Origin of the sequence: Bartonella sp. AA81SXKL (assembly GCF_042196945.1) — a bacterium.
Taxonomy (GTDB): Bacteria; Pseudomonadota; Alphaproteobacteria; order Rhizobiales; family Rhizobiaceae; genus Bartonella.
The window spans coordinates 17532-37433 of the sequence record NZ_JBHIRH010000004.1 but is presented as its reverse complement, the minus strand read 5'-3'; the positions used below and the strand labels follow the sequence as shown (position 1 = coordinate 37433).

Below are 19902 nucleotides of genomic sequence, written 5' to 3'. Positions count from 1 at the left end.
TCAATCATACTCAAATCTCTATAGCCTTTATCAAAAAGAAAATCTTTTAAGTTTTGTATTTTTCATAAAAAATAAACGCACATGAAGAGAAGATAAATCATCAATGAGAAATATATTTACTCTACAAGATATTAATATCTTTTACGTTCATATTCCTCTTCTGTATCTGATAATCATAACTGACTTACCCATTTCATCTTCATAAAAAGCAAATATCTCTTTCTTTCTATTATCATGCAATTTTTTATACCTATTAGCTGAAACTATCGTAGCATTTATACCTTACATCTAAAAAGAACGTGCAAAATTGTTTTCAGTAATAATATAAAATTGCTGGATTGTATAGACGCGCTTTTTAATAACCAGCCTACCTATAAACTGGTTTATCATCATAAACTCTTATTTTATGATCAACGACGCTCTGTCTTATAAACTTAAATGTTGTCATAAAATCAGAGTAAACTTGAATATTCTCTTCCAATACAATCTCTCCATCAGCACCATAATTGGCTTCATTAAAGTTTATCTCTCTCGTCATTCCAATCTTCCTAACACATTTCCAAACCCTTTAATGCAAAATATGAATACAATCACTCTTTATCATCTTCAGATTTAAGCATTTTTTTATATTTCTTTTCATTTTTTTCATATTGCTTAATTTGTTTTTTCAGTTTTTCAATTGCTTGGTCACGTCTTTTAATCACCATACTTTGCTCTCTAATAGCCCTATCTCGTTCTTCAGTCATCTTCATAGAATCTCTTAAAAACTCATGCTTTATTCTTCTAGATTCCTCTTTTAAAATTTTCACTTGACTGCGATAATATAAAGAAAACCGAAATATAACCCCACTGCACAACAAAACAACAATCATTGCTCCCAATAAAATTTCGTTTACACTCATTTGGATCTCCCTTAATTGTCGCTCAAGTGATCATCTTGACCAATTTGTTTCATCCTCAATCAAAAAAAGAATGCAATAAATTGCATGTTCCAAGTGTGAACAGTCACTCTCGGCGTTCTTATTTTCTCCATTAAAGCATTGATAAATGACGCAAACAAATCTCTGAAAGCGGCTAAATCTACACTCACACCAATTATTTGCGACACGTTTATTGACACAAAATACAAAAAATAAGGAACGTCAAATAAAACTAACGACGCAATCCAATCATACAAGCCTTGCCCAAATCGTTCCTATCTTCCTTTTTTACGCCATGAGGAATGCGGCTATATATGAAAGTTTTTCATTATTACAAAAATCTTCAGTGTCACAAAGCACAGCATTTCTGTAAAATTTTTCCTTCCCACAAATCTTTACATCACCACAAACTAAAGCATCATTATAAACTCGAGCCTTTCTAAAATCACGAGTATCACCACAAAATTCAATACATTGAGCATTCAAAACTTGATCAAAAAAGACCGCATTAGCATAAACATATGCATCTCCACTCATATTCAAATAACGATAAAGTTCTTATTTTTCATAAACATGCGAACTCTTACGAACAACTAAACAACCATATGTTAATGCATTGTTATCAATAACAATATCATTATAAACACAGACTTCATTATAAACCGCAGCATCATAAAAACACATTCATCGCCATAAGGGCATTGATCGAATGTACAATTCTACCAAACAACCACCTTTGTGGATCAGATTACCTTCCTGTTTAATAAAATATCCAAGATCACTTTTTTGATATTTCCCATTTTTTTACGCATATATACGATATACCATCTGATAGTGATCTAATTTATTACAATAAAGAAGAAATCAGTATTCTTTGTCTATGCAATTTACATTTTTTCTACAGCCATTATCCTATCTCTTAAGGCTCTAAAGCTTCGTTATATTCACACACTACCTCAACGCAGAATTTTTTTTACAAATTCTGATGTTGGGGTATATCTTGATTTATAATGCTGCTACGTATACTATCATAGTGAAATCTCATAAACATACGAGTGTGTATCGCCCTTTCTGGTATACACATTTACTTTTTCACAACCGTGGAACTAAGCAACCATTTTTATTGATTCGAATCTGAAAGTGTATGGGGACATTTTGTTATTAGTTAAAAACAACTCTATATGCTTCCTTAGCGAAGAGCTACACATGGATATTTTCACGCTCCTTGTATCATATATTCTGGATTCGCAACGCAATATTAACGCTATAGCGTAAATATGTAAAGGTCTAAAAATGACAAAGACTGAAAAAGATTGGTTCCAACGCTTAGTTGAATTAATAAAAAGTGACGGACGAACAATGATTGAAATAAGCAGAGCTGCAGGCTGTGGACAAAATTACGTCCAACAAATGATAAATGGAGGCAAGAGGCCTTCTGTAGACAAACTCATGGCTATTTTGAATACACTGGGAAATGCTAGTGCCATATATGTAATAACTGGTTTCAACATCTCCGATGAAGACTTAAAACTCATAACTTTGATTTCGTCTGGAGATAAAAAGAAGATTGAAGCCTTAAATGTTCTGTTGAATGAGCAGAATCTGTAGAATCTGTAGAATTTTCTACTTTATCCAATATCGCTTGCTTTTGAGACGTCGATAAAGACTCCCATTTCACAATAATATCAGATAAAGTTGTTTCAAATTTTTTATCATTCTTCATAGTCATACTCCATGTAGTCACACTATATAACGCTAAAGCGTTTAAAATATATCTCATACCTTAGAAAAAAATATTTGCAATAGGCAGTATGGAAGCAATTGTGTACAAACTTATTTTACAAAATCAGATGAAGTTCTATTAGTCATGCACCATGGTGAAACAGAAAGCATCACACGATCCAGACCTTCTTATGAAAATTGGTATAATCTATCAAAAACGCGAATAATGTTACGCAGATCTTGCGATTCGGACCAATAAAAACTAATGTGAAAATATCCCTGAAGACACTCCTGAACTCTATATAAGAGAACACGAAAAAGCTTTTTGAAAAAAATACATCACAATTTATTCTACATAGCACCATCTATATTTTTTTAACAATATTGCAAAGCAAGAATATAACAATGTTATAGGAATAAATTCTTATAAACAGAGCCACATTACCTAAAACTCTGTAACACGTTTACAGGTAACCTCCCCTCTAAACGCCCCTTGTAAATACTAATATAAGTCTCTATCATAAGCAAAAATGATACTATTAAAAAATAAAACGAATCACCACGCACAATCTTTGTACGTAAATTTTATACAGATTTACAACAAGAGAGAAATTCCCTTATGCAAATTATGAAGAATTATATTTTCAAAGTATGACTTTGAAGAAAAAGTATACTTTTCCAAAAAAACACCCTCCCTGCCAATAATTTTTCATAAGAGAAAAAACTCATAATAAAGATAAAACTCTCTATACGATCAATACGAGAAAAATGTTAGCAATACAAAAAAGTGCTAGGGTTACCGCAATATTGCCAATTCCTTATGAGAGTAAAATCAAAAAAGACGTCTGTTCTTCAATAATAATTCGGATCACATGAAAACTCTATAATTTAAACTTTAAGCAAAAAATACACAAAAACAGAAAATGGCATTTTAATGAATTTTCTAATATCATAGAAAATATTTCTTACAGAATAATAAAATGCTTATTACAATAGAATCTGGATGATGCAAAGCGATAGAAATAATCACTCAATTGACTTTTCAAAGAACAATTAATAAAATTCTTTTCAGAGAACACGTCACCGTCACTATGAACAATATTTCTCAAAATATCAAATAGAATTCCTTTCTTGGAAAAAAAATATCAACAAATGTTATTATCATCGTTGCCCCATGATACATATGAATGCCCATAGATCACATTCTCTTATACACTAACCTTTCATCACGATGATGCTATTCGAACGTCTAAAAGACCTTAGCATCACTTAAGAAAAAAGCAAATTTACACTAAATGTTTTTTGAGCCATTTTTTCTGAACAGGTCCAATCTTTAAAATTGGTTTTATTGAGGTCTATTTATTTGCAGAACAAGTATAAATAAACTTATCCAATGAAGCTTTTAGCCTTCTATTTTATGAAGAACACCACACAGAAAAAGTACAAAACAGTATATGAATTAAGAAAGTAAATAGCGCCCCATATCAGTTAATCCAAATGCTAAAAGGTTGCAAATGAGAGAACTCCTTTGATGAGACTAAGAAAACATACCATCATATTAAAGCGACTGAGAGAAAAAACTGCAACAAACAACGACCAAAAGCTTCTAAAACAAACAGGAAAATAAATAAAAAACAAAAAAGGTAGAATCTCAAAACTTTTATATAAGCGATCCATTTTTCTATTGGACATTTCCCTATTGGTGGGCCCGGAGGGACTCGAACCCCCAACCAAGCGGTTATGAGCCGCTGGCTCTAACCAATTGAGCTACAGGCCCCACATAGGTTGTTTCTCTCTAAACTAAAATGCCCTATGATACAAGAGCTGACAAAGATTATAACCCATCTTTTTCTCTTTTCTATTGGTTTTTTTTTCAGTGCTCTAATTTCTTTACAAAAACTCTTAAAAATGAGAGAATAATTAACTGACAAATATAAAGGTATAGATATGATAGAAAAGAAAATTCAACCACTGAAGGGTTCTCTGGTTAAAACAGTTATATTAGCATTTACACTCTTAGCCACATCGTTGACTGTACGTGCTTATGCTGAAGAAAATAAAATGAAAAATGCAACGATTACAGTGACAGCAATCGGAGAAAGTCAAGCAGCACCGGATATGGCCATTATTAATCTAGCCGTTGTTACCTATGACAAAACTGCCCAAAAGGCATTAGCTTCCAATAATCAATCCATCAATGATATTATAAACGCTTTTAAAAACAATGGCATCCAAGAAAATGATTTGCAAACATCAGGCTTATCCATTTATCAGTCGACCTCTGATAAACACCACGAAAAAAAGAATAATGAAAAACTCTATCATGTTTCAAATTCTTTAACCGTGCGCATTCGTGATCTTACCAATGCTGGTAAAATCTTTGATCAAGCGATGACACTAGGTGTTAATTCAGTTAACGGCATTACTTTTACCAACGCAGATACAAAGCCATTTTATCAAGAAGCACGTAAAAAAGCCATTACTGAAGCCATTGAAAAAGCGCAAACGATAGCGCAAGCAGCCGGTTTAAAATTAGGAAAAATTATTGAAATCAATGAAAAGGATGATTACTATCACCCAACACCACGGCTCATGAGTAGAGCAGCAGATGTAAGCTACGCAAATACAAATTTTGCAGGTGGTGAATTAAATTATAACGTGAGCGTCACTGTAGTCTTTGCGATCGATTAAGTCACAAACAAGTTGTATAAAAAATCATATTACTGGCCTTCACGTAGAAGACCAGTAATATGATAAAGATAATCTTCCTCAGATAATAATTCGTCTTCGTAAATCTCTATTTGTCCGCGTGCAGAAATATGCGCTGTATGTATCGTCTGACAATCCCCTGATACCAATGGATGCCACCAATGAAGATCTTTTCCCTCATAAATTAATCTATAAGCACAACTTTCTGGAAGCCAACGCGCTGTTTTAACTATCGTAATATCTAGCGATATACAATCTGGTACAATTGATTTACGATGAGCATAATCTCGACACCTGCAAGTTTGCCCATCTAAAAGACGACAAGCAATACTGGTTGCATAAAGGTCACCCGTATCATCGTCCTCAACTTTATGGAGACAACAACGGCCACAGCCATCACAAAGGCTCTCCCACTCAGAAATGGAAATCTCTTCTAATTTTTTTACTTTCCAAAAGGGAAGTTCTCCACTCATAAACTCAGACACACCTTTTTTAATTAAGACGATCTATAAAAAATGAAACGTTTAATTTCTATAATTTCATCTATTTCTGTCTCTTAAAAAGATTCAACTCAATGTATACTTTAAACCATGTTCTTAAAAGCTATCTGAATAAAAAGAGAATATTCAAAAATAGCGCATATAAATGAACATAACCTATTGAAACATCTCTTTGTAAACTTAACGAAGAATAAAATGCGTCACCTAAAATGATAGAAAAATTCCGCAAAGAATATACATTTTTCATCAAAAAGTCCATATGTTGCAATATAAGTTTATTCCTAATAGATCTCATTTCTTAAAAACGAGCCGCGCTATACGCAAGGTAATGTTTTTATCGTTCATTTCTTGAAAGCCCCCTACTCTCTACTCCATAACCACCCTTTGCCCTATATCTATTCTTTTGAGACAGAGAAGTATAAAGCCCCAAAGCTAAGAAAAACATTAAACATCGTAAACTTTCTAGATTGTTCAAATTCTTCCTATGTTTTTCTCAAGAAAGTATCCAAGTACAACATGAAGCACCTCCCCCCTTCATTAAGAAGAAGGAGGAAGTTATTAAAATGCACACGAATTCCTTTATTTAAGAATCGAGAAAACTGCGCAATTTTCGTGAACGGCTAGGATGTTTCAATTTACGAAGTGCCTTTGCTTCAATCTGACGAATACGCTCTCTTGTAACTGAAAATTGTTGTCCTACTTCTTCCAACGTGTGATCTGTATTCATCCCTATTCCAAAACGCATCCGCAAAACACGTTCTTCTCGCGGTGTTAATGAAGCAAGAACGCGTGTTGTCGTATCTCGCAGATTAGCTTGGATAGCAGCATCAATTGGTAATAACGCATTCCTATCCTCAATAAAATCACCCAAATGGGAATCATCTTCATCACCAACAGGCGTTTCGAGAGAAATAGGTTCTTTTGCAATTTTAAGAACTTTTCGTACTTTTTCTAACGGCATAGAAAGCTTGCTAGATAATTCTTCTGGTGTTGGTTCTCGTCCAATTTCATGGAGAATCTGACGCGAGGTACGAACAATTTTATTAATTGTTTCAATCATATGAACAGGAATACGAATTGTACGTGCCTGATCAGCAATTGAACGTGTAATAGCTTGACGAATCCACCATGTTGCATAAGTTGAAAATTTGTAGCCGCGCCGATATTCAAACTTATCCACAGCCTTCATCAAACCGATATTGCCCTCTTGAATAAGATCAAGAAACTGCAAACCACGATTGGTGTATTTTTTTGCAATTGAAATGACAAGACGCAAATTAGATTCTACCATCTCTTTTTTTGCAATTGTTGATTCGCGTTCACCTTTCTGCACCTGCATAACAATCCGACGAAATTCACCAATCGAAATAGCCGTTTCTTGCGCAAGATTTTGTATCTCACTTCGCAGTTTTTGGATTTCTTTTGCTTCACGCACCGAAAACTCTTTCCAACCAGGTGTAGGCAAAGCAGCAATATAATTCATCCAATCTGCGTCCAATTCACGCCCTTGGTATTCTTTTAAAAAGTCCTCATGGCCAATGCCATAGCTATTGGCAATCCGTTTCAGCTTACCTTCATTATGAATCAATCTCTTATTGATGTCATAAAGCTGTTCAACCAAAGCTTCGATACGATTTTGGTTTAAAGAAAGAGATTTTACTGCTTGAATCAACTCACCCTTTAATTGAATATATTTCTTCTTCTGAGAAGATGTAAGGGCCCCCTCTTTACGCTCTGCCAAACTGCTTTCAACATGCTGATCTTGTAATTTTCGTAATTTTACATAGGTTTGAGCAATAAAATCCAATGTTTCCATAACTTGAGGACAAAGTTCATTTTCCATTGCAGCAAGCGATAAGTTAACATCGTCCTCGTCCTCTTCATCATCGTCTTCAATGTTTCTCTCTCCTGCGCTCTCCCCCATATTACGTATACCAGAAGACATTTTTTCTTCTACGGTCTTATCAACTTCACTTCGCTCAATAACAGGAGCCTGCTTTGCTTCTGGACCAGCATAAGTCGTTTCAAGATCAATAATTTCACGAAGAAGAATACGCTGCTCTTTTAACTCGTCACGCCAGATAATAAGAGCCTGAAAAGTCAAAGGACTCTCACAAAGTCCCGCAATCATTGTCTCACGCCCTGCTTCAATACGCTTAGCAATGGCAATTTCGCCTTCCCGCGAAAGAAGCTCAACAGCTCCCATCTCACGCAAATACATACGCACCGGATCATCCGTACGATCTGTTACTTCGCGTTTATTCGTTGTCGTTGCAATTGCGTGGCTAGAGGCTTCTACTAAATCACCCCCCTCTACCGTAACTTCTTCTTCATAATTTTCAGACTCAACTTCATCCTCATCATCCACAACATTAACCCCCATCTCAGAGAACATCGCCAAGATATCTTCAATTTGTTCGGATGTAACCTCGTCAGAAGGAAGAACTGCATTGAGTTCATCCATTGTTACGTAACCATTTTTTTTGGCAAGTTTAATCATTTTCTTGATGGCATCATCAGAAAAATCAAGAAGAGGACTATCCAAACTCGCTTGGTTTGTTACTTCTGCATTATCTTTCTGTTTAACCTTTGTTGCCATACCATAACTCCACTCGATCACTTCACAGTTTCCATGTGACCAGTTTTTTTGTTCTCACTAAAATCTACCAATAGTTACTCATATATACTTCCTGTTAAGAGATTACCATTGGAAAGAATACATTTTGTATACGCCCTGACATCCAGACAAACTTGACATCCAGACAAAAACGCGGGAAAACTCCAGAAGTTTCCCCGACACCTCTCAGCCCTTCTGAGATAATCTCTGCACCCTATCGTAAGAACCAATTTCCCGCTTTTCCTAAAATTTACCCGCTTTTCCTAAAATTTAATTGTCATCTTTATAAAAATGTCACTCCACATAAACTTCCTCATCTAAAATTTAAGTGACTGATTCGCATTAAAAAAGCGAATCATTTTATCGTATCTTGTGTATTCCCGTCTATTTTTTCATCCAACCAACTTCCAAATCCTTCAATTAACGCTTCTGTTGCCTGCATCTGCTCCAGCTCATTTTTTACCTCACGAAGCAGATCAAAAACCTCACTCTTAGGATTTTCTACAAGTTGCTCTTCAATATCCTGTAACCTCTTATGTAGGTGGTGTTCTTGAAGATGCAAGTAGACAGCTTGTTTTAATATAGCACGCGCATCTTCTATAGGGGCTCCACCAGGAATAATACGCATACCAATATTTTGCACAAGATGTTTCATACGCTCTAACAGAGCCTTTTGCCCTCTTTTTTCTAAGAACGCAACCATCGTCTCTTTATCATGAAGCTGTTGGTCCCCAAGAATTTCCAACATAGCTTGATGAAAAATTATCAATTGAGTATTTTTTAATTCTAATTCAGAAAGAATTTCAAAATTTTCATACCACAACTCAGGATAGTAAGCTAAAGTGAGTAAAATCACTGCTTCACGCAAAGGGATAGATTGCGAAGAATTTCGTACTATTTCAGAATTTGCTAACAGAGAAAAGGTTTGATCTTTAAAGGTCCTATTTGGTGAAGATTGACCATATCGCCCTTCCCCCTTTTGTTTTGAAAAAGAGGAACGAAAAAAATCAAAAAGGCGTTTTTTTACATCTTGCAAATAATAACGACGGACATCTTCATCCTTAATCGTAAAAATTTGTTGTTTTAGTTGTTTTTCTAGCGCTGCTCGTGCCTCTGGAATTTCAAAATGCTTTCCATAGGTAGCACGCCACCATAAAAGCTCACTCAAAGGAATAGCTTTTTGCAAAAAAGAAGAAAAAAGCTGTGCTCCACCAGCACAAACAATTTCATCAGGATCTTTCCCTTGTGGCAATAAAACAAAGCGTACACAAACCCCAGCCTTTAAAAGAGGCAACACACGATCAGCAACACGAAAGGCAGCTTTTAAACCAGCATCATCACCATCAAAACACAAAATAGGTTCCTTCCCCATCTGCCATAAAAGCTCAATTTGCGCTTCCGTTAATGCTGTCCCTAAGGGTGCTACAACTCCTTCAAAACCAGCTTTAGTCAATGCAATGACATCCATATACCCCTCAACAACAAGGAGTGAATGAATTTTTTCATCGCCAACAAAGCGACTATTTTTGCGAGCTGCTGCCGCGTTATAAAGTATATTTCCTTTATGAAACAGCACTGTTTCAGGGCTATTGAGATATTTTGCTTGTGTCTCTTTCTCTAATGCACGCCCTCCGAAAGCCACCACACGTCCGCGCAAATCTTCGATAGGAAACATAATGCGATTTCTAAATCGGTCATAAGAATCCGCGCTCTCCTCATGCACTGAGAGAAGCCCACATTCTTCCATTTGCTTTATTGAAATGCCCCGTGCACTCAAAGCTTCTTTCAAAGCTGTACGCCTTACCGGTGCAAAACCAATGCGGAAACGCTCTACAAGCTCTGGTGTAACACCACGTGCATCCAGATAACGACGTGCTTGCATACCTCCTTTATCGCGTAAATTATATTGAAAAAAATCTGTGGCAATTTTCATCACATCATAAAGGTCAGCTTTTTCCAGTTGACGTTTATGACTTTGTGAATCCAAAATAGGGAGTTTCATTCCCGCAAAATCAGCCAAACGCTCTACACTTTCTGAAAAGTGCAGTCCATCAAGCTCACACAAAAAGGTAAAAATATCTCCACTTACACCACAACCAAAACAATAATAGCGCCCTTTATGATCATCACAATGAAAACTTGGCGTTTTTTCACCATGAAATGGACAACAACACCAAAAGTCTCCCCGTGAAGGCTTACTTTTTCGAGGATCAAAATCCACCCGTTGACCAATCACTGTTGAAATTGGGAGTCTCGTACGCAGTTCATTAAGGAAATCGGGCGGAAAACGCATTATCTCTCACAGAGTTTGAAAATTCTTTTTTGCATATTTAACGACTTTAGAGCATAATTCCAATACTTCCTCTTAAGCAGTTGTAAAATTTTAACCCCTCAACTGCATATATTTTTAGAAATGGAGAATAAAAAGTGATCGAATTTATTGCTCAATATCCGTGGTTAGAGGCTATTTCTTGGCTTGTTATTCTTACTATAGCTGCCCTTTTAGTGAACTTTCTAGGACGAAAATTACTTATTCACGGAGCAAAAAAACTCTCTTCTTTTCTCCCAAAAAATACAACGATCGATATTAATAATGCTATTCAATACATAGCGGATATCATTTCAGCTTTTATTCTTTCAATTGGTGTTAATTTTATCTCAACATTGCCCGATGCATTTAGCACTGTCATTGGTAATGTTGCCAACGCCTTCATTATCTTCTTTGTCGTCCTGACAATTTCTTCCTGTCTCAATGTCATTAACATCCTTTACGAACAACGACCAACAGCACGACTAAAACCAATAAAAGGTTATATTCAAATTGCTAAAATTGCACTTTTTGCTGTGGCAACAATTTTAATGGTCGCTACATTGATTGACCGCTCCCCTCTTATTCTCTTCTCCGGTCTTGGTGCAATGGCCGCGGTTCTCATGTTAATTTTTCAAGATACGCTTCTTTCTCTCGTTGCCGGTATTCAAATTTCATCCACTGATATGGTTCGTGTTGGGGATTGGATTGAAATCCCCAATCTCGGTGCCGATGGTGATGTTATTGAAATTGCCTTGCATACTGTTAAAGTTCAAAATTTCGACAACACCATCACCTCAGTTCCTATCCGCAAACTTGTGACCGACCCTTTTAAAAATTGGCGTGGAATGCAAGAATCGGGTGGAAGACGCATCAAACGCTCTCTTTTTATTGATCAATCAAGTATCCATTTTCTCACAAAAGAAGAACAAAAATATCTTTCCCGATTTAATTTATTAGAAAATTATTTCACGCAAAAAGTAGCAGAAATTGATCAATGGAATGCTCAATTAGATAAAAATCATGATATCTTAGCCAATACGCGCCGTTTAACCAACATTGGAACTTTTCGTGCTTATGTTTTTGCTTATCTACAACAGCATCTAAACATCAACCCTAATATGACCTATATGGCACGACAATTACCTCCTACAGAAAATGGTTTACCCTTAGAAATCTATTGCTTTACGAACACCACCGTTTGGATCGACTATGAACAAATTCAAGGCGATATCTTTGATCACCTCTATTCCATTCTACCCTGTTTCGGTCTAAAAGTTTTTCAAAATCCAAGCGGTTATGATTTTAATCAAGTATTAAAAGCAAAAGTGAAATAAAAACAATAAACTTCAATTTATTAATTTGAGGCAACCACATTCACAACAACAAAGAAAGAATAAAGTATCATGAATGGTTCATTGGTACTCCTTCATCTTGCCGGCGCTATTTCTTTACTTCTCTGGGCCACACGCATGGTGCGCACAGGAGTTGAACGCGCCTATGGTGACAGACTTAAATATAAAATGTGCCACGTCGTTTCAAAACCATTGTTTGCCGTAAGTTTTGGGCTTTTTACAGCAATGATTTTACAAAGCTCTACAGCAATAACACTCCTCGTTGGCTCTTTCGTTGAATCTGGTTTTGTCTCTGGGGTAGCAGGACTTATGGCTGTACGTGGAGGAGAATTAGGATCAGCAATCGTTGTAAAAATTCTCACCTATGACCTCACTCTTGTTGTACCCTTGTGTCTTTTAATTGGCACTTGTATCTTCATGACAACAGAAAAACGTGAATGGCGTCAAATAGGACGTATTGTCATCGGTATTGGTCTTTTGATTTTATCTTTAGAGATGATAAGTACCGCGACAGAACCTTTACGTGAAAGCGAAATTTTGCCTAGCATCATTCGTTATCTTTCAACCGATCCTATTTCCACTTTTTTGTTGGCTGCTGGCTTAACCTACCTCTTACATTCGTCCATTGCAGGAATCATTTTGCTGGTCAATTTTGCCAACTACGATCTTATCCATACGCAACTCTGTGTTGTCATGGTTCTTGGTGTCAACTTTGGCTCTTCTCTTATAGCACCACTTTTAACGCGCAACGCCTCTCCTAATACCCGCCTCGTTCCCTTAGGAAATTTACTCATGCGTGGGGCAGGGTCAATCCTTATACTTATCTTATTTCTCTCCTTTCACCCTCCCATCACATGGCTTGGCAATAACGCCCCTACTCAAGTGATCAACGCCCATATCATTTTTAATGTTTTCATTCTCCTTGCTGGAATACCGCTTTCAAAATGGGTTTTAAAATTAACCACTCAGATCGTGAATATAAGTGCAAAAAAAATGCAAGCCGACAAAAGGCTCAATTTATCTGATCAAACAGCTCTTGATGACAGTGTTCTTGATCGCCCAACTCTCGCCCTCTCGAATGTCATGCGTGAAGTCATTCATATTTGTGATCTTGTAGACATCATGCTAGAAAAAATTATGGGACTTTATGAAAAGCCTGATCCCAATATTATTCGTGAACTCAACCAACTCAACACCATATTGGACAAAAAACATATCGCCATCAAACTTTATCTGGCCCGATTAGCGGGACAAAAATTATCTGACGAAGAAGCTCTTCAAACGCAAGAACTTCTAGGCGCCTGTATAAAATTAGACCAAGCAGGCGATATCATTATTCATAATATGTTGATGCTGGTTAAAAAGAAACAACAAAAAGGTTTACAGTTCAGCAGCGAGGGCTGGAGTGACCTCCTTCGTTTCCACGCCATTGTACTAGCCAACGCGCATATAGCATTTAACGTTCTCGTCTCACGTGATACACACACTGCACACCTATTGGTACAAAAAAAAGATCAACTACGAAACTTAGAAAAAGAGATGAGTTTAAAACATTTTAAACGTCTGCGTGAAGGGGATCTCAAAAATGTAGAATCATCCAGTCTTCATCTCGACACTGTGCGCGACCTCAAACAAATCAACTCTCTTTTGACCTCAATGATCTACCCCATTTTAGAAGAACAGGGACTTCTTCAAAGTTCTCGTCTACGCAACCCTGCTGAAGAACAAGCAGAAAAAACTTAAACTTTTCAAATAACTTGAATAAAACACACATCACATCGATTATTCAATTTTGAATATGGTCAAGATATTGATTTAATCAAAATATCTTATTATTCGACAATTTAAATGAGCTTTCTTCATCGTAAGTTTCTTTCATTTAAAATCTATTCATGATGAATTGCTCAAAGTCATTTGCTTGCACATTACAAACAAAGCAGCATGTAGAATAGAACTCTTGAAGAAAGACGTAAAAATGCCTAACCATATCAAAGCCAAAACTGTTAAACACATAAAGAATAGGTCAAGAGTATGATAGTTCTAACTTAAACCCGCCTTGTAAAAAGGGAACCGCTTCACAGTAGCAGCGAAACAGAAATACTCTATAAGGAATACAAAACCCCACAAAAATGCAACGTTTATATCAAGATTGGTAGAGGTTCAACCTATACAGCCATGCTATAACGTGTCAACGAAACAGTTTTCATTTCAAACATCATTGATATCAATTGGCAAGCTCCAAACTTTTAAATATCCATTTTACTTATTACTTTAATCACAATTGTTTTTTTAATTTAAGAGAGAGCTTAAAAAGCTTATAAATACACTTTATGAGTTCTTAGAACATTTCTACTAATATTTTCTTCTTTTATTCAATATTTATCAATTAATTTATTTATTTATAAATTAAAATGTATTATATAATTTATACTTATTAAGTATTATATATAATATAAATGTGAGTATTATTTTAATATAAAGGAAAGTAACAAGTAAAATCTCTAACAGAAATATCCTTTCCACTGGGTAAAAAAGGAATAAACCTTGATTTTTACAAAGTTTACTCTAGTTACAATTTAAATTCAGGCAAAGGAGGGTATCATGGAAAATGCAAACATCGGCTGGATTGCAGCTATTATTATCGGCGGGATTGCCGGTTGGGCTGCACAGTATATTATGAAAAGCCAAACAGGAATATTGTTAAATATTATCTTAGGGATTATTGGCGCTGCGCTAGCAAGCTTTCTTTTTAGTCTTTTAGGTGTAAGTTTTGCTGGTTGGCTTGGCTATCTTATTTCAGGTTTTATAGGAGCCTGTATTCTTATATGGATAGGACAAAAAATTCGATCATAGAGTATTTATTTTTTACACCTTTTGGGATTCAATACAAAACTAGGAAACAACTAGCAGAGTTTGAAATATTCCCCTGTAACTTGTTGTTACCAATTTTGATATGATGGTGAGATGCTTAAGCTGCGATTTTAGGCATACACCATCACCGTATTATAAAACCAAATGCAGTAAAGAACTTTATAACGCACCATTTCATACCTATATAAACTTACGCATAGCAGGAGAGATATGTTGCGTTACTTTAACAAAATACGAATTATTTTTGTACCACGTGCGCAAATCCAGCTTATCTCACTGTAATAACAACCCATAAGGTTACAAAAATCACTAACGATGATTAAAGATTTTACCGTATAATGCTTAACACCTATACACTCTATCAACAATACCCTTTTTACCGAAAAACTCGAAGCGCTTTTTTACATTCTTAAGAAATAAGAAAGAGAAGGTAAGCACAAAATGATAAATAATTTTTCCCTAATATGTGAAATAAAATAGTATATAAAATAAATATGAAATAATATTAATGCAAACTTTATTATAAAATTACTAAATACCCTGTAATATAAAGTAATACTTCACAATTTTAATAATATAATATATTTAAACGTTTTAAAAAGTATATTCATTAATATAAACTTCTTGATTATAAAGAATACGATCTCCTTTACATCTCAATTCAAAAGTTTTGAATATCTCTTCACTTTCTAAAGTATAAAATAAAGTTTTGTTCCTCTTAAAAATTCCTCTTTATATCATCTTGCATAGATGAATTTTTAGCTCTTCTTTATATGCGTTACAAACGAATTTTAAAGTACGAAACATTTTTCCCATTGCTCTCATGCGATAAAGAAATTTCCGTAACGCATTGTGAAAGCGCCTTGAACAAAACATAATACTTTATTTTGCTTTTTTAAATGAAAATAATCCTATAATATATACTTCCTGCATATCTTCTTTTAAAGACCTTTGCTTTCGATTTTCCCTTTGATATCTTCCTGTTAAAATCTTGCTGCTTTTATACTCCTTGTATTACAATAGAGCTATCTATTTAACCCAACATAACATATGGAATAAGACTTTAGCTGTGGAGTAAAACGATGTCTGATCTTGAAGATTCCATCTTACCACCTCTAAAGTGGTTTTCTGATCAAAGTCCTCCAATACCAGAAAACGTTCGCGATTGGCTCATGGAATCGGGCTCAATGACGCTTCGATTAAAGAAATATTGTACCTGCCTCCAAGTTCAACCACAACGCGAATGTTTTATTACGCGAGATAAATTAACAGAAGAAGCAGAGCATCTCCCCGAAAGTGCGCGTTATTGGCTACGTGAAGTCATATTAATGGGAGATAATAAACCTTGGCTCCTTGGACGCACTGTAATTCCACAAGAAACCCTCCTACACAATCAAGCCTTAATGCATTTGGGAACTGTACCTCTAGGACATTATTTATTTAACAATGACAAATTAACCCGCGATTACATTCATATTGGTCAACAAGGTGCACTATGGGCACGCCGTTCCCGTTTGTGGTTAACGGGTAAGCCATTATTGCTAACTGAACTATTTTTAACAGATTCACCACTGTATCCCCACAAATAGAGGTTACTCATTTTATTCTGCATAATTTATAGATTTTATATAGCTTATAAGGGATTTAATCAGAGAAAAGAATTTCAAAATTATCTCAAGAACACATTACAAACAGAGACTTCTTTTCAAAAGATCTTTTTATTTCATAAACTCAACTTAAAAATCTCTTCCCTAGAAAAAACGTTTTAAAGTTTTGATTTTCTTATCATTAAAACCAGCACTTGAATTAAAAAGATACACACCATATTGATAAAACCATCTATATTTAAATTTCTTGCTGAATAATCACCACTCTAAAATACGGAAACTTTTTATCAAAAAAATACTTTGAAACAGCAAAAAAGACAATAATACACTCCCCAAAATTGGAAATCTGTATCAATTACCTTAATCATCCTATTTTAAAATTTTTAACAGTGCTGACAATAGATCTTTTTAAAAAAGTAAAAACTCTATAATACTTTTGTTTTTTAATGGTCTAACAGCTTTGAAAAACAGAAAATATAATACATAAAAGATGTTTCATTGCTCTATAAGAGCCCAAAAAGTTTCGTTGATATCAAAAAGTTATTTTTTTTATAATAGTATGTGTGTACAAATAAATGAAATTTATCAACATTCTACTGACTTACAAAGGCGACGCACAATAAAAAATATTTTCCAATCCCCTTGAATTAACAAGATCTATTGCAATTTCTTACGAAGACTATTGCACACTTTAGAAAAATTCATTTGCCCCGCATACCGTTCCTTAAGCCATGCCATCACCTTACCGATATCGCGTAATTTTTCAGCCTTTGTTTGTGCCAAAGCTTCACAAAGAACCTGTTCTACTTCCATCTCCTTAAGTTGATAGGGAAGAAATTCACGAATAACTTCTATTTCTGCTTGTCCTCTCTCTGCCAATTCCAAACAACCAGACTCTTTATAGGCTCGCATCAATTCTTCACGCTGTTGAAGCATTTTAGTGAAAACAGACTGTATCTGCTGATCATCCACTTCTAGCTTCCCCTCATCATAATAAAGAATATCACGATCCCTAACTGCAGCATTCATTAAACGAAGTGTAGCAAGACGCGCACTATCTTGCGCTTTCAAAGCAGCCCTAAGAGCCCCATCAATCTGGTTACGCAACATAAATTTATCCAATTTTGTTCAAGAAGAAGATGCCTTTTAACCAATCTTTATCCATCTTGCAATGGAGGATAAAAAAAATAATTAAGGACTCGATCTTCGAAAAGCTAAAACAAGACTTTACCTCTTCATGGAATGTACTTATACTGCCTAATTCAAGCAAAACGTTACCAGAATAATATACACAGCATCTGCTAAAGGTATGATTTTTGTGTAAAGTTGATCATTATACCTTTCAGAGAATAAATTGTGGATACATACTATGATACAAGCGACTTCACCCAGCCACCCTTGGAGTATCAAAAAACCGACAGCCCTCTTAGTCTTAGCAGATGGAACCGTTATTGAAGGCAAAGGAGCAGGTGCTACAGGTATAGCTGAAGCTGAAGTGTGTTTTAACACCGCCATCACAGGCTATGAAGAAATCCTCACAGACCCGTCATACACACAACAAATCGTTAATTTTACTTTTCCTCATATAGGAAATGTAGGGGCAAATAGCGAAGATATTGAAGATCTCTCTCCTCTCAATTGTCATGGTGCTGTTGGCGCTATTTTCAAAGCAGACATTACACATCCCTCAAATTATCGATCCAATGAAAATCTTCATCAATGGCTTAAAACGCGTAAAATTATTGCACTTTGTGGTATTGATACACGTGCACTCACAATTCTTATTCGTGAAAAAGGTGCACAAAATGCTGTCATTGCACACGATGCTAATGGAAACTTTGATATTCCTTCTTTAAAAAAACGTGCGCAAAAATGGCAAGGTCTCGTCAATCTTGACCTTACGAAAGACGTGACATCTCAATCATCAATGCAATGGAATGAAAAACCATGGAGTTGGAATAAAGGATACGGTACAAACAATGTGCACAATCTTCATATCATTGCAATTGACTACGGTATTAAACGTAATATTCTTCGCCTTATGGCAACACAAAAAGCACGCATTACTGTTGTGCCTGCCCACACAACTGCAAAAGAAATTCTGGCAATGAACCCTGATGGCGTTTTTCTTTCTAATGGACCAGGAGACCCCGCAGCTACGGCTCAATATGCCATTCCAACAATCAAAACATTAATTGATCATAATTTACCAATTTTTGGAATATGTCTTGGTCATCAACTTCTCGCTCTTACGGTTGGTGCAAAGACCATGAAAATGCACCAAGGACATCATGGTGCCAACCACCCAGTTAAAGACCTTAACACTGGAAAAGTTGAGATTGTATCGATGAATCACGGTTTTGCCGTAGATTCTTCCTCTTTACCACAACATGTTCAAGAAACACATATTTCTCTCTTTGATGGTTCAAACTGTGGTATTCGAATCATTGGAAAACCTGTTTTTTCTGTTCAATATCACCCCGAAGCTTCTCCTGGACCACAAGATAGCCACTACCTCTTTCAGCATTTTAGTGATCTCATTATGAATTATAAAAAAATATCTTAAAATAAAAAGCCTCACCTTTTAACTTCTCTCCTTTAAATTATATCATTTTCCTACGCACAATTATATTATTTTTATACCTACAACTTATTGAATAAATATTCTTATTGATCATTCTAAAACTAAAAAGAGCGCACTGAATAACTTAAATTTTTCTCCCTCCTCTTCTCTTAAGGTCGTATCCATCAAAATCATTGGCTTCTCCCCCCAAGCAAGGTAAGTGTATCGATAAAAACTATTTTTAAAAAGAGTAAAGTGTCTAAACTTCAAATAAGCATTTGATTCACAATACAATTTTAAGCATTCTATTGTGCATGAGAAGCATAACTCCTCCTAAAGAATAAAAAAAATTAAAGTGTGAGACAATGCAACAAATCTCTACTTTTTAAAAGATATTGCCGTAGATGGTTTTGAAAACTGTAAAGCCGAATAAAAAAGTAATAGCAAAACAGAAAACATCTTTTCAATTTTACAACTTTATATTCTTCCAAAATGAGGTTTTCTTTCGATTCCAGAAGTGATGCCAACAAATATAAGCAATATTTTACTTCCAATTTGCCATATAAAATTTGGAATTGTTCATACAATACTGATACATCTAACTCAGATACGTTTTAATCTTTGTTTTCAATATGCTGCTGCATTAGCACTGGATATTAATTTGCAAGCAATAGAAAAAATACGGACTCCCCCTCTACAAACAATATCACAAAATAAAAAAATTATTTTT

The 19902-nt window shown here is 35.2% G+C and carries 16 protein-coding genes and 1 tRNA gene; 7 read left to right on the top strand and 10 right to left on the bottom strand.

Annotation, left to right across the window (positions count from 1 at the left end; translation table 11 throughout):
• Positions 1–367: 367 nt before the first annotated feature.
• From ACFINZ_RS03525 to ACFINZ_RS03510, 4 genes are all read right to left on the bottom strand, one after another.
• Positions 368–538 carry a hypothetical protein gene (locus ACFINZ_RS03525; protein ID WP_375621377.1) on the bottom strand — a complete coding sequence of 57 codons (171 nt, stop codon included), beginning with the start codon at positions 536–538 and terminating at the stop codon, positions 368–370.
• Between the two features lie 52 nt (positions 539–590).
• A complete protein-coding gene (locus ACFINZ_RS03520; protein ID WP_375613354.1) occupies positions 591–902 on the bottom strand; it encodes a hypothetical protein in 312 nt (103 codons plus the stop codon).
• A 306-nt stretch (positions 903–1208) separates the two neighbouring features.
• Complete coding sequence (locus ACFINZ_RS03515; RefSeq protein WP_375634632.1) at positions 1209–1463, bottom strand: hypothetical protein; 255 nt, start codon at positions 1461–1463, stop codon at positions 1209–1211.
• Positions 1464–1478: 15 nt separating this feature from the next.
• On the bottom strand, positions 1479–1604 hold the full coding sequence (locus tag ACFINZ_RS03510; RefSeq protein ID WP_375613352.1) for a hypothetical protein: 126 nt from the start codon (positions 1602–1604) through the stop codon (positions 1479–1481).
• 609 nt (positions 1605–2213) lie between these two features.
• Here ACFINZ_RS03510 and ACFINZ_RS03505 point away from each other — a divergent pair.
• On the top strand, positions 2214–2528 hold the full coding sequence (locus ACFINZ_RS03505) for a helix-turn-helix domain-containing protein (protein WP_007347852.1): 315 nt from the start codon (positions 2214–2216) through the stop codon (positions 2526–2528).
• Here ACFINZ_RS03505 and ACFINZ_RS03500 read toward each other — a convergent pair.
• Positions 2452–2643, bottom strand: coding sequence for a hypothetical protein (locus ACFINZ_RS03500; RefSeq protein WP_375633027.1), 192 nt, complete (start codon positions 2641–2643; stop codon positions 2452–2454). The genes ACFINZ_RS03505 and ACFINZ_RS03500 overlap by 77 nt on opposite strands.
• A gap of 1699 nt (positions 2644–4342) precedes the next feature.
• Positions 4343–4419: transfer RNA gene (locus ACFINZ_RS03495), tRNA-Ile, on the bottom strand.
• A gap of 170 nt (positions 4420–4589) precedes the next feature.
• Between ACFINZ_RS03495 and ACFINZ_RS03490 the strand changes: the two genes are divergently transcribed.
• Positions 4590–5333, top strand: a complete 744-nt coding sequence (locus ACFINZ_RS03490) for an SIMPL domain-containing protein (RefSeq protein WP_375636812.1) — start codon at positions 4590–4592, stop codon at positions 5331–5333.
• A gap of 29 nt (positions 5334–5362) precedes the next feature.
• On the opposite strand, the gene ACFINZ_RS03485 is transcribed toward ACFINZ_RS03490, so the two are convergent.
• The 3 genes from ACFINZ_RS03485 to dnaG form a co-directional block, all read right to left on the bottom strand.
• Positions 5363–5824 (bottom strand): YcgN family cysteine cluster protein, encoded by a 462-nt coding sequence (locus tag ACFINZ_RS03485; RefSeq protein WP_375634634.1) that lies wholly within the window; start codon positions 5822–5824, stop codon positions 5363–5365.
• Between the two features lie 610 nt (positions 5825–6434).
• A complete protein-coding gene (gene rpoD / locus ACFINZ_RS03480; RefSeq protein WP_375611971.1) occupies positions 6435–8450 on the bottom strand; it encodes an RNA polymerase sigma factor RpoD in 2016 nt (671 codons plus the stop codon).
• Between the two features lie 373 nt (positions 8451–8823).
• Positions 8824–10761 (bottom strand): DNA primase, encoded by a 1938-nt coding sequence (gene dnaG, locus ACFINZ_RS03475; RefSeq protein ID WP_375633032.1) that lies wholly within the window; start codon positions 10759–10761, stop codon positions 8824–8826.
• Positions 10762–10895: 134 nt separating this feature from the next.
• Between dnaG and ACFINZ_RS03470 the strand changes: the two genes are divergently transcribed.
• From ACFINZ_RS03470 to ubiC, 4 genes are all read left to right on the top strand, one after another.
• The gene (locus tag ACFINZ_RS03470; RefSeq protein WP_375633034.1) at positions 10896–12113 is read left to right on the top strand and encodes a mechanosensitive ion channel family protein; all 1218 of its coding nucleotides are present in this window, start codon (positions 10896–10898) and stop codon (positions 12111–12113) included.
• A gap of 69 nt (positions 12114–12182) precedes the next feature.
• Complete coding sequence (locus ACFINZ_RS03465; RefSeq protein ID WP_375633036.1) at positions 12183–13874, top strand: Na/Pi cotransporter family protein; 1692 nt, start codon at positions 12183–12185, stop codon at positions 13872–13874.
• An 858-nt stretch (positions 13875–14732) separates the two neighbouring features.
• Complete coding sequence (locus ACFINZ_RS03460) at positions 14733–14984, top strand: GlsB/YeaQ/YmgE family stress response membrane protein (RefSeq protein WP_375611967.1); 252 nt, start codon at positions 14733–14735, stop codon at positions 14982–14984.
• Between the two features lie 1100 nt (positions 14985–16084).
• Entirely contained in the window at positions 16085–16591 is a 507-nt protein-coding gene (ubiC, locus tag ACFINZ_RS03455) for a chorismate lyase (RefSeq protein ID WP_375633038.1), read from the top strand.
• A 675-nt stretch (positions 16592–17266) separates the two neighbouring features.
• Here the strand turns inward: ubiC and ACFINZ_RS03450 are convergent.
• A complete protein-coding gene (locus ACFINZ_RS03450; protein WP_375609255.1) occupies positions 17267–17719 on the bottom strand; it encodes a GatB/YqeY domain-containing protein in 453 nt (150 codons plus the stop codon).
• 259 nt (positions 17720–17978) lie between these two features.
• Between ACFINZ_RS03450 and carA the strand changes: the two genes are divergently transcribed.
• The gene (gene carA, locus ACFINZ_RS03445) at positions 17979–19175 is read left to right on the top strand and encodes a glutamine-hydrolyzing carbamoyl-phosphate synthase small subunit (protein WP_375636814.1); all 1197 of its coding nucleotides are present in this window, start codon (positions 17979–17981) and stop codon (positions 19173–19175) included.
• The last annotated feature ends 727 nt before the right edge of the window (positions 19176–19902 follow it).